General features: G+C 68.5%; 13 protein-coding genes. 11 read left to right on the top strand and 2 right to left on the bottom strand.

Going from position 1 to position 14,389, the window contains the following annotated elements; genetic code table 11:
• Positions 1 to 35 precede the first annotated feature (35 nt).
• The 11 genes from ACSFBL_RS02075 to ACSFBL_RS02025 all read left to right on the top strand — a co-directional run bounded on the left by ACSFBL_RS02075 (position 36) and on the right by ACSFBL_RS02025 (position 10,794).
• Positions 36 to 1,211, top strand: a complete 1,176-nt coding sequence (locus tag ACSFBL_RS02075) for a methyltransferase (RefSeq protein ID WP_435514075.1) — start codon at positions 36 to 38, stop codon at positions 1,209 to 1,211.
• A complete protein-coding gene (gene bchC, locus ACSFBL_RS02070; RefSeq protein ID WP_435514074.1) occupies positions 1,208 to 2,143 on the top strand; it encodes a chlorophyll synthesis pathway protein BchC in 936 nt (311 codons plus the stop codon). The genes ACSFBL_RS02075 and bchC overlap by 4 nt, the downstream gene beginning before the upstream one ends.
• Positions 2,140 to 3,159, top strand: a complete 1,020-nt coding sequence (locus ACSFBL_RS02065) for a chlorophyllide a reductase iron protein subunit X (protein WP_435514073.1) — start codon at positions 2,140 to 2,142, stop codon at positions 3,157 to 3,159. The genes bchC and ACSFBL_RS02065 overlap by 4 nt, the downstream gene beginning before the upstream one ends.
• Before the next feature lie 10 nt (positions 3,160 to 3,169).
• Positions 3,170 to 4,738, top strand: coding sequence for a chlorophyllide a reductase subunit Y (gene bchY, locus ACSFBL_RS02060; RefSeq protein WP_435514072.1), 1,569 nt, complete (start codon positions 3,170 to 3,172; stop codon positions 4,736 to 4,738).
• Positions 4,738 to 6,216 (top strand): chlorophyllide a reductase subunit Z, encoded by a 1,479-nt coding sequence (gene bchZ / locus ACSFBL_RS02055; protein WP_435514071.1) that lies wholly within the window; start codon positions 4,738 to 4,740, stop codon positions 6,214 to 6,216. Before bchY ends, bchZ begins: the two co-directional genes overlap by 1 nt.
• 136 nt (positions 6,217 to 6,352) lie before the next feature.
• Entirely contained in the window at positions 6,353 to 6,586 is a 234-nt protein-coding gene (gene pufB / locus ACSFBL_RS02050) for a light-harvesting antenna LH1, beta subunit (RefSeq protein WP_435514070.1), read from the top strand.
• Positions 6,587 to 6,598: 12 nt separating this feature from the next.
• Positions 6,599 to 6,802, top strand: a complete 204-nt coding sequence (gene pufA / locus ACSFBL_RS02045; protein ID WP_435514069.1) for a light-harvesting antenna LH1, alpha subunit — start codon at positions 6,599 to 6,601, stop codon at positions 6,800 to 6,802.
• A gap of 117 nt (positions 6,803 to 6,919) precedes the next feature.
• Entirely contained in the window at positions 6,920 to 7,744 is an 825-nt protein-coding gene (pufL, locus tag ACSFBL_RS02040; RefSeq protein ID WP_435514068.1) for a photosynthetic reaction center subunit L, read from the top strand.
• A gap of 10 nt (positions 7,745 to 7,754) precedes the next feature.
• On the top strand, positions 7,755 to 8,735 hold the full coding sequence (gene pufM, locus ACSFBL_RS02035; protein ID WP_435514067.1) for a photosynthetic reaction center subunit M: 981 nt from the start codon (positions 7,755 to 7,757) through the stop codon (positions 8,733 to 8,735).
• Entirely contained in the window at positions 8,732 to 10,105 is a 1,374-nt protein-coding gene (gene pufC / locus ACSFBL_RS02030; protein WP_435514066.1) for a photosynthetic reaction center cytochrome PufC, read from the top strand. The genes pufM and pufC overlap by 4 nt, the downstream gene beginning before the upstream one ends.
• Positions 10,106 to 10,149: 44 nt before the next feature.
• Positions 10,150 to 10,794, top strand: coding sequence for a biliverdin-producing heme oxygenase (locus ACSFBL_RS02025; RefSeq protein WP_435514065.1), 645 nt, complete (start codon positions 10,150 to 10,152; stop codon positions 10,792 to 10,794).
• On the opposite strand, the gene ACSFBL_RS02020 is transcribed toward ACSFBL_RS02025, so the two are convergent.
• Entirely contained in the window at positions 10,784 to 12,964 is a 2,181-nt protein-coding gene (locus ACSFBL_RS02020) for a GAF domain-containing protein (protein WP_435514064.1), read from the bottom strand. The genes ACSFBL_RS02025 and ACSFBL_RS02020 overlap by 11 nt on opposite strands.
• A complete protein-coding gene (gene ppsR, locus ACSFBL_RS02015) occupies positions 12,964 to 14,382 on the bottom strand; it encodes a transcriptional regulator PpsR (RefSeq protein ID WP_435514063.1) in 1,419 nt (472 codons plus the stop codon). Before ppsR ends, ACSFBL_RS02020 begins: the two co-directional genes overlap by 1 nt.
• Positions 14,383 to 14,389: the final 7 nt, after the last annotated feature.

The raw sequence follows: 14,389 nt of genomic DNA, 5'->3' as shown, positions 1-14,389 counted from the left end.
CGCACAAGCATCTGGAGACCCTGAACGTGCAGGCCATGACGACAACGGAACGCGAGCCGGCGCGGTCGTGGCGTGCCGCCTGGTCAGACGCCTGGCACGCCTTGCGCGACCGGCTGCTGGCCAGCCGCGACTTCCAGCGCAGGGCAACTGCCGTTCCATTCATGGCGCGGATCGCGCGCCGGCGGGCACGCGAACTCTTCGACCTCGTCGCGGGCTTCGTCTACTCCCAGGTCCTGCTGGCGTGCGTGCAGCTTCGCCTTTTCGAGATCCTGGCGGAGGGTCCGCAGCCGCTGTCCACGCTGTCCGCGCGATTGGGCCTGCCGATGGCTTCCGCCGAGCGGCTGCTGGCGGCGGCGGTGTCGCTGCGGCTCGTGGAGCACCGGGGCGGCGCGCGCTACGGCCTGGGCGCACTGGGGGCGACGATGGTGGGCAACACCGCGGTGGCGGCGATGGTCGAGCACCATGCGGCGCTCTACGCGGACCTGCGCGATCCCGTCGCGCTGCTGCGCGGGCGGGCCGCGCCGGCAGCGCTGTCGCGCTACTGGCCCTACGCGGATGCGGTGCGACCGGAGGCCTTGGCTGCGCAGGGCGTGGACGCGTACTGCGCATTGATGACCGCGTCCCAATCGCTCGTGGCCGAGCAGGTCCTCGACGCCTATCCGCTGTCGGGGCACCGTTGCCTGCTGGACGTCGGCGGAGGGGAGGGCGCGTTCGTCCTGAGCGCGGCATCGCGCGCGCCGGCACTGCAGTTGATGCTGTTCGACCTGCCCGCCGTCGCGGAGCGCGCGCGCAGTCACTGCCAGGCGGCCGGCGTGGCGCAGCGCCTGCGCATCATCGGCGGCAGTTTCCTCGCCGACCCGCTGCCGCGCGGCGCCGACATCGCCACGCTGGTGCGCGTCATCCACGACCACGACGACGCGACCGCCCTGCACATTCTTCGGGCCGTGCGCCGCGCCTTGCCCGCAGGCGGCACCCTGCTTCTCGCGGAGCCTTTCGCATGCACGCCCGGCGCGCAGGCGATGGGCGATGCCTATTTTGGCTTCTACCTGCTCGCCATGGGCCGGGGCCGCCCGCGCACCGCCGGCGCGCTCGCGGAGCTGCTGCGCACCGCCGGCTTCGAGCGCGTGCGACAGCTCGGTACACGCATGCCATTGCAGACAGGATTGCTTGTTGCGCGCGCGGGACCTGCGGACTCTGGAAGCGCACCATGAAAACACTGGCCGTCGTGCTGGAGAAGCCGCAGCAGATCGCGCTGAACGTACTCGCGCTGTCCGACCCTGGCGACGAGGACGTGGTGGTCGACATCGAATGGAGCGGCGTCAGCGCCGGCACCGAACGCCTGCTCTGGTCCGGCCGCATGCCGCATTTTCCGGGCATGGGCTACCCGCTGGTGCCGGGCTACGAATCGGTCGGCCGCATCCGCAGCGCGGGGCGCGATTCGGGTTCGCGTGTCGGGGAGTGGGTGTTCGTGCCTGGCGCGCGCTGTTTCGGGGACGTGCGCGGCCTGTTCGGCGGCGCCGCCTCCACCGTGGTCCTGCCGGGCGCGCGCACGCTGCCCTTCGAGCCCGGCTTCGGCGAGCAGGGTGTGCTGCTGGCATTGGCGGCAACGGCGTACCACGTGAGCGGTGCGGCCGGGCGCCAGCCGGACCTGATCGTCGGGCACGGCGTCCTCGGGCGCATGGTTGCGCGTATCGCCGTCGCCGCTGGCCAATCACCGGTCGTCTGGGAGACCCAGGCGCGGCGGCGCGATGGCGCGGTGGGCTACGAAGTGCTGGACCCCTCGCTCGATTCGCGCTGCGACTACGCCCTGATTTGCGACGCGAGCGGCGATGCGTCCCTGCTCGATACGCTGATCGGTCGGCTCGCCCCCGGCGGCGAGATCGTGCTGGCCGGCTTCTACGACGAGCCGCTCTCCTTCGCCTTTGCCCCCGCCTTCATGCGCGAAGCGCGACTGCGCGTGGCTGCGCAGTGGCAGCCGCAGGACCTCGCGGCGGTCAAGGCCCTGGCCGTTTCGGGCGGCCTGTCGCTCGACGGATTGATCACCCACCGTGCCGATGCCACCGACGCCGACACCGCCTATCGCATCGCCTTCGGCGATCCCGACTGCCTCAAGATGGTCCTCGACTGGAGAAGCTGCAAATGACAACCTCCCACGCCATTCCGGAGGGCACGCCGGTGCGCTTCGTGCAGCAGCACCTGCTGCGCGCCGAGGCCGCGGTGGAGCCCGATGCGGTGTCCACGGCGCCCGCCACCAAGGACACGCAGATCATCGCGATCTATGGCAAGGGCGGCATCGGCAAGAGCTTCACGCTCGCGAACCTCTCCTACATGATGGCGCAGCAGGGCAAGAAGGTGCTGCTGATCGGCTGCGACCCCAAGAGCGACACCACCTCGCTGCTCTTCGGCGGCCGGGCGTGCCCGACGATCATCGAGACCTCGTCGAAAAAGAAGCTCGCCGGCGAGGCGGTCGCGATCGGCGATGTCTGCTTCAAGCGGGACGGTGTCTACGCGATGGAGCTCGGCGGACCGGAGGTCGGCCGCGGCTGCGGCGGGCGCGGGATCATCCACGGCTTCGAACTGCTCGAGAAGCTCGGCTTCCACGAGTGGGGCTTCGACTACGTGCTGCTCGACTTCCTGGGCGACGTCGTCTGCGGCGGCTTCGGGCTGCCGATCGCGCGCGACATGTGCCAGAAGGTGATCGTGGTCGCGAGCAACGACCTGCAGTCGCTCTACGTGGCCAACAACGTCTGCTCGGCGGTCGAATACTTCCGCAAGCTCGGCGGCAACGTCGGCGTCGCGGGCATGGTGATCAACCGCGACGACGGCACCGGCGAGGCCGCAGACTTCGCCGGCAAGGTCGGCATCCCCGTGCTGTCGACCATCCCGGCCAACGACGACATCCGTCGCAAGAGCGCGAGCTACGAGATCATCGGCGTGCCGGGCACGCCCTGGGGGCCGCTGTTCGAGCAACTGGCCGAGAACGTCGGGACTTCGCTCCCGGTGCGACCGAAGCCCATGACCCAGGACCAGTTGCTCGGCCTGTTCGCCGCGGACACCGTCGGGCGCAACGTGGTGCTTGAACCCGCCACGCAATTCGACATGTGCGGCAAGCGCGAGGTCGCGACACCGAGCCTCGAAGTGGTCTATGACGAGGCCTGAGCGCGCTGCCATGCAAACCATCATTCCCATCGTGCCGGTCACGCCGGCTGCCGTCGTTCCGAATCCTCCGGCGCTCGAAGGCGACGGCCAGGGCTGCCATGCGGGCGCGGGCGCCATGCTCGCGGCGTCCCGGGCGGCCGGGAAGTCGGAGACGCTCGACCGCTATGCCAGCGACTATCCGCGCGCCGACGGTGCGGGCCCGCACGACCAGCCGCAAAGCATGTGCCCGGCCTTCGGCGCGCTGCGCGTGGGCCTTCGCATGCGCCGCACCTCGACCATTCTGTGCGGGTCGGCCTGCTGTGTCTACGGCCTGACCTTCACCTCGCATTTCTACGGCGCAAGGCGCAGCGTGGGCTATGTGCCCTTCAACTCCGAGACGCTGGTCACGGGCAAGCTGTTCGAGGACCTGCGCGAGGCCGTCCACCAGCAGGCCGACCCGGCGCACTACGACGCCATCGTCGTCATCAACCTGTGCGTGCCGACGGCGAGCGGCGTGCCGCTGCAGATCCTGCCGAAGGAGATCGACGGGGTGCGCATCATCGGCATCGACGTGCCGGGCTTCGGCGTGCCCACGCACGCGGAGGCGAAGGACGTTCTGGCGGGTGCGATGCTGAAATACGCGAGGAACGAAGTGCTCGCAGGCCCGGTGCAGGCGCCGCGCACCGGCCGGGCCGACAGGCCGACCGTGACGCTGCTCGGCGAGATGTTCCCGGCCGATCCGCTGATCATCGGCCGCATGCTGGAGCCGATGGGCCTCGCCGCGGGCCCCGTGGTGCCGACCCGTGAATGGCGCGAGCTGTATGCGGCGCTCGACTGCGTCGCCGTGGCGGCGATCCATCCCTTCTATACCGCGAGCCTGCGCGAGTTCGAGGCCGCGGGCCGTGCCGTCGCCGGTTCCGCGCCCGTCGGCCATGACGGGACCGAAGCCTGGCTGCAGGCGATCGGCGTGGCCGCGAACGTGCCGCAGGCGCGCATCGATGCGGCCAAGAACACGATGCTGCCGGCCATTCGCGGTGCGCTTTCGAAGATGCCGATCCGGGGCCGTATCACGCTGAGCGGCTATGAAGGTTCTGAACTGCTCGTGGGCCGCCTGCTGGTCGAGAGCGGGGCCGACCTGCGCTACGTCGGGACGGCCTGTCCGCACACCCGTTGGAGCGATGCGGACCGCCAATGGCTCGAAGCCAAGGGCGTGCACGTGCAGTTCCGCGCATCGCTCGAACAGGACCTCGCCGCGCTGCACGAGTGGAAGCCCGATCTCGCGATTGGCACCACGCCTGTCGTGCAGGCCGCGAAGGAGGGGTGCACGCCCGCGCTCTACTTCACCAACCTGGTCTCGGCCCGGCCGCTGATGGGGCCTGCCGGCGCGGGCTCGCTCGCCACGGTGATCAACGCGGCCATCGGCAACAAGGCGCGTTTCGACCGCATGAGGGCCTTCTTCGGCGAGGCCGGCGCGGGCCACGCGGCGGGCGTGTGGGAGGGCGCGGCCGGCGTGCCACAGGACCGTCCGGCGTTCAAGGCCGACACGCGGCGCCAGGTGCTCAAGGCCCTGAAGAAGCGCAAGGCCGAGGAGATGGTGTGATGCTGGTGCTCGACCACGATCGCGCAGGAGGCTATTGGGGTGCCGTGTATGTGTTCACGGCCATCAAGGGGCTGCAGGTCGTCATCGACGGGCCCGTGGGCTGCGAGAACCTGCCTGTGACTTCGGTGCTGCACTACACCGACGCGCTGCCGCCGCACGAACTGCCGATCGTCGTGACGGGCCTCTCGGAAGAACAACTCGGGCGCGAGGGCACCGAGGCATCGATGCGCCGTGCGCACGCCGCGCTCGACCCGGACCTCCCCTCGGTGGTCGTCACTGGCTCCATCGCGGAAATGATCGGCGGCGGGGTGACGCCATCGGGCACCAACATCCAGCGCTTCCTGCCCCGCACCATCGACGAAGACCAATGGCAGTGCGCCAACCGGGCGATGTACTGGCTGTGGTCGGAGTACGGCGTCAAGCACGTGCCAGCGCGCAAGCCACTGGCGCAGCGGCCCGACGGCGAGAAGCCGAGAGTCAACATCATCGGGCCGAGCTACGGCGCCTTCAATTCGCCGAGCGACCTGGCGGAGGTGCGACGCCTGGTGCAGGGCATCGGCGCCGAGGTCAACATGGTGTTCCCGCTGGGCAGCCACCTGGCCGATGTCTCGCTGCTGGTCGAGGCCGACGCCAACGTCTGCATGTACCGCGAGTTCGGCCGCATGCTGTGCGAGGCGCTCGATCGACCCTACCTGCAGGCGCCGATCGGCATGCACAGCACGACGAAGTTCCTCCGCTCGCTGGGCGGCCTCCTCGGACTCGACCCCGAGCCTTTCATCGAGCGCGAAAAGCACAGCACGCTCAAGCCGATCTGGGACCTGTGGCGCTCGGTGACGCAGGATTTCTTCGGCACCGCGAGCTTCGCGGTGGTCGCCAACGAAACCTACACGCGGGGCATCCGCCATTTCCTCGAAGAGGAGATGGGCCTGCCCTGCCACTTCGCCATCGCGCGTCGCGCGGGCGCGAAGACGGACAACGCCGAGGTGCGGCGGCTGGTGCACGAGAAGACCCCGCTCGTGATGTACGGCAGCTACAACGAGCGCATCTACCTCGCCGAATGCGGCGGTGGCGGCATGATGAAGGCGAGCTTCATCCCCGCCTCGTTTCCCCTGCCGATCATCCGCCGCCACACCGGCACGCCCTTCATGGGCTATGCGGGCGCGACCTACATCGTGCAGGAATTCTGCAACGCGCTTTTCGATGCGCTGTTCCACATCCTTCCGCTGGGCACGGAGCTCGACCGCGTCGATCCCACCCCCGCGCGCCTCGACAGCAAGGACGACACCCCATGGGACGACGAGGCGCAGCGGCTGCTGAACGAACTCGTCGAGACCGAGCCCGTGCTCGTGCAGATCTCGGCCGCCAAGCGCCTGCGCGATCGCGCCGAGCGCGATGCCCGGCGGGCCGGCGAGGACCGCGTGACGGTCGAGCGCGTGGCGCGGGCGCGTGCTGCGCTCCAGCAGGGGGCACCGGCATGAGCCGCGCCAAGCGAAATCACAGAACCTGGTGGGCTGCACGGCCCGCCGAAGAAGTTGCCGCGGCTTCGGCCGCTGCAATCCCCGCCGCGGGGGAAGTGCGCGGTGAGTGGCCGCGAGGCCGATCTGGAGAAATCAAATGGTTCCTAAAGATAGAGAGGGCTCCCTGTCCGGGCTGACCGAGCAGGAAGCCAAAGAGTTCCACGGCATATTCATGACGAGCTTCATCATCTTTACGCTGATTGCGGTCGTCGCCCACTTCCTGGCGTGGCAATGGCGGCCCTGGCTTCCCGGCGCGGGTGGCTATGCGTCGATCATCAACGATGCGAAGGACGTGGCCCTGGCGGCGTTGTCGATCGGCCTGCACGCATAGAGGAGACACGACATGTGGCGAATCTGGTTGATCTTCGATCCGCGCAGGACGCTGATCGCGCTGTTCACGTTCCTGTTCGTGCTGGCACTGGTGATCCATTTCATCCTGCTGAGCACCGACCGCTTCAACTGGCTCGAAGGGCCACGCAAGAGCGCCCCGGTCGCGGCGCAGATGGCACCGATGCCAGCACCCGCGACGGCACCCACCGGCAAGTAGCCGGCGGGTCGACGACACACAGCCGGGGTTGCATCTTCCGGATGCGGTCCCGGCTGTCCTGAACACAGTGGCGCGGAGGCGGCCCGTGGCGGTCGCGTCCTGACCGGGGGAATGATCATGGCGATGCTGAGTTTCGAGCGTAAGTACCGCGTCCGTGGCGGCACGCTGACAGGAGGCGACCTGTTCGACTTCTGGGTCGGGCCCTTCTACGTGGGCTTCTTCGGCGTGACGACGGTCTTCTTCACGTTGGTGGGCACGCTGCTCATCGTGTGGGGCGCGTCCCAGGGGCCGACCTGGAACCTGTGGCAGATCAACATCGCACCACCCGACATCAAGTACGGCCTGCGCATGGCGCCGCTGATGGAAGGGGGCCTCTGGCAGCTCATCACGGTATGCGCGATCGGCGCCTTCGTCTCGTGGGCGCTGCGGCAGGTCGAGATTTGCCGCAAGCTCGGGATGGGCTATCACGTGCCCTTCGCCTTCTCGTTCGCGATCCTCGCCTACGTGACCCTGGTGGTGATCCGGCCGGTGCTGATGGGCGCCTGGGGGCATGGCTTTCCGTACGGGATCATGAGCCACCTCGACTGGGTATCGAACACCGGCTACCAGTATCTGCATTTCCACTACAACCCGGCGCACATGCTGGCGGTGAGCTTCTTCTTCACGACGGTGCTCGCACTGTCGCTGCACGGTGCGCTGATTCTCTCGGCGACCAACCCGGGCGAGGGCGAGACGGTCAAGACCGCCGAGCACGAGAACACCTTCTTCCGCGACACCATCGGCTATTCCATCGGCACGCTCGGCATCCACCGCCTCGGCCTGTTCCTGGCGCTGTCGGCCGCCTTCTGGAGCGCGGTGTGCATCGTCATCAGCGGACCGTTCTGGACGCGCGGCTGGCCCGAATGGTGGAGCTGGTGGCTGAACCTGCCGATCTGGCGCTGAGGAGAACGCGATGGCCGAATACCAGAACATCTTCACCCGCGTGCAAGTCATGGCGCCTTCCTATGCGGGCGTACCGCTGGCGCGCGGCAACAAGGAGCGCGAAGGCCCGCCGGTGCACTGGCACTGGCTCGGCAGGCTCGGCGATGCGCAGATCGGACCCATCTACCTCGGCTGGTTCGGCCTGGCGTCGCTGATCTGCGGCTTCATCGCCTTCGAGATCGTCGGGCTCAACATGCTCGCCTCCGTGAACTGGTCGCCAGTGCAACTCGTGCGCCAGCTCCCGTGGCTGGCGCTGGAGCCGCCGTCGCCCGCGATCGGGCTGAAGCTCTTCCCGCCATTGAACGAGGGCGGCTGGTGGCTCATGGCGGGTTTCTTCATGACGTCCTCGGTGCTGCTCTGGTGGGTGCGCATGTACCGGCGTGCGCGCGCGCTGCACATGGGGACGCACGTCGCATGGGCGTTCGCGTCCGCGATCTGGCTGATGCTGGTGCTGGGCTTCATTCGTCCGCTGCTGATGGGCAGCTGGGGCGAGGCGGTGCCGTTCGGGATCTTTCCGCACCTCGACTGGACGGCCGCCTTCTCGATCCGCTACGGCAACCTGTTCTACAACCCCTTCCACATGCTGTCGATCGCCTTCCTCTATGGTTCGACGCTGCTGTTCGCGATGCATGGCGCGACCATCCTCGCGGTGAGCCGCTTCGGCGGCGAGCGAGAGATCGAGCAGATCGTCGACCGCGGGACCGCCTCCGAGCGTGCCGCATTGTTCTGGCGCTGGTGCATGGGGTTCAACGCCACGATGGAGTCGATCCATCGCTGGGCCTGGTGGTTCGCGGTGCTGTGCCCGCTGGTGGGAGGCATCGGCATCCTGCTCACCGGAACGGTGGTCGACAACTGGTACCTGTGGGCGGTGAAGCATCACATCGCGCCGATCTACCCCGCCGTCTTCGTTCCGGTGGTCGATCCGGCGTCCCTGCCGGGAGTACGGCCATGACCGCCATCATGACCCGGCTGTCGAGGGGGATCGCGGCGCTGGGCGCATTGGCGCTGCTCGCGGCCTGCGAGCGCCCGCCCGTGGACACCGTGCAACGCGGCTTCCGGGGCACGGGCATGGAGCAGGTCTACAACCCGCGGCGCCTGGAGGCCCAGGCGGTGAACAACGCGCTGCCAGCCGACACGCCGCCGGTGCCGGCGGTCGGTCCCACGGCCGGCCAGATCTTCCAGAACGTCAAGGTGCTCAATGACCTGAGCGTCGGCGAGTTCAGCCGCCTGATGGTCTCGATCACCGCTTGGGTCGCCCCGCAGCAGGGCTGCACCTACTGTCACGTGGCCGACGACCTGGCATCCGATGCGCTCTACACCAAGGTGGTCGCGCGACGCATGCTGCAGATGACGCAGCACATCAACGCGGACTGGAAGTCGCACGTCGCCGACACGGGCGTGACCTGCTACACCTGCCATCGCGGACAACCGGTGCCGGCCTATGTCTGGACCTCGGCACCGAATCAGGCCGCCGGCACGGCAGGCAACCGGGCAGGGCAGAACACACCGTCACCCACCGTCGCGATGGCGGCGCTTCCGTACGACCCGTTCACGCCGTTTCTTTCGCAATCCAACAACGTTCGCGTCGTCGGGCCCACGGCGCTGCAGAACGGCAATCGCGCCTCCATCAAGCAGACCGAATGGACCTATGGGCTGATGATGCACATGTCGGATTCGCTGGGCGTCAATTGCACCTACTGCCACAACTCGCGGTCGTTCTCCGAATGGGAAGGCAGCACGCCGCAGCGCGCGGTGGCCTGGTATGGCATCCGCATGGTGCGCGACCTCAACACGCACTACCTCGACCCGCTGGCCCCGGTCTTTCCGACGGCCCGGCTGGGCGCGACAGGCGATGCGCCGAAGATCAACTGCGCCACCTGCCACCAGGGTGCCTACAAGCCGTTGTACGGCGCGAGCATGCTGCCCAATCATCCCGAACTGGTGAAGGTGCGCGCCGTCGTGGCCGCGGCGGCTGCCCCTGCAACCGCTGCGGGAGCTTCCGCGGCGAGCGCGGAACTGCTGTTCGCGGTCGGATCGCCCACGCTGTCGGCAGACGCGTCGAAGGCGCTCGAACCGGTGATCCTGGCGCTGATGGCCGACCCGGCCACGAAGGTCACGCTGTCGGGCTATCACTCGGCCACCGGCGACCAGGCCCAGAACGAGGAGCTGGCAAAGCAGCGCGCCTTGTCGGTGCGCGACGCGCTGCGGGCCGCCGGCATTGCGGAGGACCGCATCGTGCTGGAGAAGCCGCAGGCCGCCGAGGCCAACGTCGCGGGCGAGGATCCGCGGGCCCGCCGCGTGGAGCTGGCGGTCGTGAAGTAGCTTGCGCTCTCTATGATGGGGCTCCGTGGTCGATGGAGTGCGGCTTGACCCCCAGACTGTCCGAATCCCTGAAGAGCGAGACGCGTGCGCTTCACACGCAGGCCGAACGCAGTGACTTCATGCGGGTGCTGTTGCGCGGCGAGATGGGCCGTCGCCCCTATTGCGCGCTGCTGCGCAACCTGCATGCAATCTATGCGGCGCTCGAGCCTGCGCTCCAGCAGAATGCCGCCCATCCCCGGCTCGCCCCGCTGGATCTCGGCGCATTGCAGCGAGAGCCGTCATTGCGGCAGGACCTGGAGGCACTCCATGGACCCGATTGGCGCGACGCCATCGCGGTCGAGCCAGCCGCTGCCCACTACATCGCGAGACTGGAAAGCATCGGCCGCACGCGACCCGAGCTGCTGGTAGCCCACGCCTACGTCCGCTATCTCGGCGACCTCAGCGGCGGGCAGATGCTGGGGCGCATCGTGAGGGCAACTTTCGTGCTCGGTCCAGGCCCTGGCACGGCGTTCTATGACTTCGGCCATCCCGAGGAGGCGGCCCGTCTCAAGCAATCCTTCCGCGTCGGCCTGGATGCGGTGCCGGCCGACGAAGCCACGATGCGCGCCATCGTGGTGGAGGCGAGAAGCGCTTTCGAGGCGCATCGGCGCCTCTTCGACGAACTCGCCGGCAGCGCGCTCAGCTGCTGAACGCCTTCACCCGGCTGTAGAGCGCCGCTGCCCGGCGGGTCGAGGCTTCGAGCTCCTGGAGCAAGGGAACGACGGTCGCACCCATGTTTCCATCGGCAATGTCCATCGCCGCGAGACCGGCGTTCGACAGGATCGCGCCGATCACGTCGCCCCGTTCGTTGATGCCCGTCCCCCGCGCTTGCAACAGCGACGGGTCGCGTTCCGCCTGCGAGAGCGACTGCTCCAGCTTCCGTCTTGCTTCGGCGGCGCGCTGGCTGTCCGTCAGGTCCGTGAAGATCAGGAAGTAGCCGAGCAGCGAGCCGTCCCGCGCCGCCACCGGCTCCGCGCGCAGTGCCGCTGGAACGCTCGCACCGGTGCCGAGGTCCAGTGACAGCTCGCCGCGCCAGGGCTGCCGGTCCTGGGCGACGGCTTCGAGGATCTTGCGCACGCGCTCCGGCTGCGTGAACAACTGCGCGGTGTCGCCGAGCGGCTCGTCGTGGGCAGCGTCACGCCGGATCAACTGGAAGAAGCAGCGGTTGGCGAAGAGCGCCTTCCCCGCCGCGTCGACGATCATGACCGGCTCGTTCGAGTTCGACACGTTGGCGCGGATCTGCGCGAGCTGGTGTTCCGCGATCAGCAGCCGCACGGCGTTAACCTGCACGATGATGTCGATCAGCGCGGCGCCGAAGGCGCGTGCCATCGCGAGTTCGGCCACGGACCAGGGCAGCGCGGTGCCGCGCACGATCTCCGACCAGGCCGCGAACGACCGGCGGGGGGAGAGCTTCAGGGGATCGTTGTCGACAACGGGCTTGGTGGGATCGCCGGCCCAGGTGACCGTGAGCAGCTGTTCCTTGCGGAACCACATCAGGTAGTCCGGGCGCGTGGTCGACAGCCTGGCGGCCACCACGCCGCTCGCACTCGCGGTGAGCGAATCGAACGAGGGATTGGCGCGCTCGACGGAGGCGCAGCTGAAGAGGTCGTCGAAGGCCTGGGCGTCGATCCACCGCATGAGCTCGCGCAACTCGGCCGCCGTGGGCGTTTCACCCGCGGTTAGCACCTCGCCCTCGTAGAACAGGGCGGCGCCGGTGGCATCGAGCGGCTGCAGAAGTGTGCGCGGATTCCTGAACAGCGCCACGCGCCAGTCGCCTTCGGTCGATGTGGCCTCGACCAGCCGCTGTTCGAGCCGGCGAACCTGGATCGCGACCTGCGCGTACGCGTAGTTCTCGATCGCGGCAATGCGCGTCGAGATGACCTCCGCCAGCAGGTCCGCGGCCGCGCGCATCGCGAAGCGCATGTTGCGCGGCGAGTAGTGGTGGCAGGCGATCAGCCCCCAGAGCCGGCCTTCGCGTACCAGGGAAACGACCAGCGTCGCGGTGACCCCCATGTTCTTGAGGTACTGCAGGTGCAGGGGCGACATGCTGCGAAGGTGGCACAGCGACATGTCGAGTTCCTCGTCGGTGCCGGGCACGCGTTGCGGCACGAGCGGCGACGCCTCGTAGTGCACGTCGACCAGCACCCGCAGGCGGGTGCGCAGGTAGAGCTCTCGGGCGCGCTGCGGGATGTCGGAGGCCGGATAGTGATGGCCCAGCAGAGATTCCAGCCGCGGGTCGCGCGCCTCGGCAATGATCTTGCCGTGGCCGTCGGGGTCGAACTTGTAGACCATCACGCGGTCGTAGCCGAACATGTCGCGGCAGCTCTTGACCACGGAGTCCGCAAGCGCGCCGATGGTCGAGGTGTCGCTGATGCGCTGCACGGCTTCGCCGAGCATTTCGAGCAGCCTGGCACTGGGAATGTCGACCGTCTCGACGCGGGTGTCCTCGCCCACGGGCTCGATCTCGACCAGCAGGTGATGGCCGCCGACGCGGTGCAGCGTTCCCTCGAACTCCCGAAGGACGCCATCCGTTTGCACCCGGCATCGCAGCGCTTCCGGGTCGGTGAGCACCCCCTGCGAGGCGGTGCGGCGAATGCAGCGCTCGATGTCGCCCCCCAGCAGGGCCAGGGGTTGCTCGAGCAGGTCGTGCACGCGCCGGCCGAGCAGGCGCGACGCGTTGTCGCTGGCCTGGACGATGCGAAGCGTGGGTTCGTCCAGCGTCAGCAGAACGCCATGCGGCTGCACCGAGCCGGCGAGATGAATCAGCTCACGCTCGCAGTTGGTGAGGTCTGCCGTGCCGAACGCGGGGCTGCCAAGCACTAGCCTTCTCCCCGGTGAGGCTCGGACCCCGACCCGTTGCCGCGCCGGCGCAGCAGGTTCAGCTCTGCAGGCGTGATGCCGAGAAGCGTGGCCGCATCCGTTTCGTCATCGCGTGCCTGGGCAAGCGCGGTTTCGATGAAGTGGCGCTCCGCGAGCACGGCCGCTTCCGCCACGAGTTCGGCCAGCGGCGCGCGGCCGACCCGGCCGGCCAGCCGCTGGAGGGCGAGGTTCATTTCATAGGGCGAACGTTCGTCGTCGCGCGCTTCCTCGGTGCGATGGATGGTGAAGCCGATGCACTCCTGGTCTCCTTCGGTCAGCAGCGCCGCCGAGATCTCGACCCGTGCCACCGGCGCATGCGCGACCTTGATCCACGACCTGATCCTGCGCACCAGCCCGTCCTTGCGCACCTGCGGCAGCAGCGCTGCGAGCGGGCGATCGGGCATGCCGAGCCAATCCATGATGGGCAGGCCCTTGACCTCGGCCTCGCGGTTCAGGCGCACGAGACTGAGAAAGGCCGGGTTGGCCAGCAGCACGCGGCCGCCCGAGTCGGTCACGACCACGCCGTCGCTGCTGTCGTCCACGAGCCGCGTGAGCGAGTGGCTGAGCGTGGTCGACAGATCCGGCGTGTCGACCGCGCGCACGCGCACGAGCAGACGCATGGTGTCGTCCGCACGGAATGGCGTCGCAGCGACGTGCGTCATCGTCACCTTGCCGACCAGGCGTGCCCGGATCTCGCCGGTCTGGCCAGAGCCGCGCGCGGAGACCAGCAGTTCCTCGACGCTCGCGCGCGAACGTTCCTCGAAGCCGATCGTGGCGGGCCGGTCTGTCAGGTGTTCGCTCGCGATGTCGAACATGCGGGAGGCCGCCTGGTTGGCTTCGAGGATGCGCAGCGTATGGCCGTCGACCACCAGCACCGCATCGGTCGCCACCTGGAACAGCAGGCGATAGCGCGTCTCCGCCTGCCGAGCACGCCAGTAGCCGAGTTCCATCTCCTGCTGGGAATCGAGAAATCGCTGCTGGATCGCCGCGATGGTGCGCAGGTCGCGGCCGATGGCCAGCACCGGGCCGTCGGAGCCGAAGCGGATGGCCGAATACGCTACCGGGATGCTGACGCCGTGGTGGAACGGATGGTTGACCTCGCGCCGTCGGGCGATGCCGGTGGAAGTGACTTCCTGCAGCATGCTTTCGATCTTCGCGCGGGTGTCGCAGCTCACCGTGTCGGCCCATCGCTGGCCGACCCAGTCGTAGGCGAGGGGAGCCAGCGGGTCGCCTTCGCCTTGGGCGACGTTGCGGATCACGCCGGATGGGTCGACGATCAGCGCGATGTCGCTGGACAGCGAGACGAATGTCCTGGCGAGTTCCGGCGCCCAGGCTGCGAGGGCGGCGAGGTCCGGTAGGTCGCCTGGGCGAAGGCTCACGTTTCGG

The organism is Variovorax glacialis, assembly GCF_051216375.1.
Lineage (GTDB): Bacteria > Pseudomonadota > Gammaproteobacteria > Burkholderiales > Burkholderiaceae_C > Variovorax.
The sequence above is the reverse complement of the archived record's forward strand: the minus strand, read 5'-3'. Positions and strand labels throughout refer to the sequence as shown.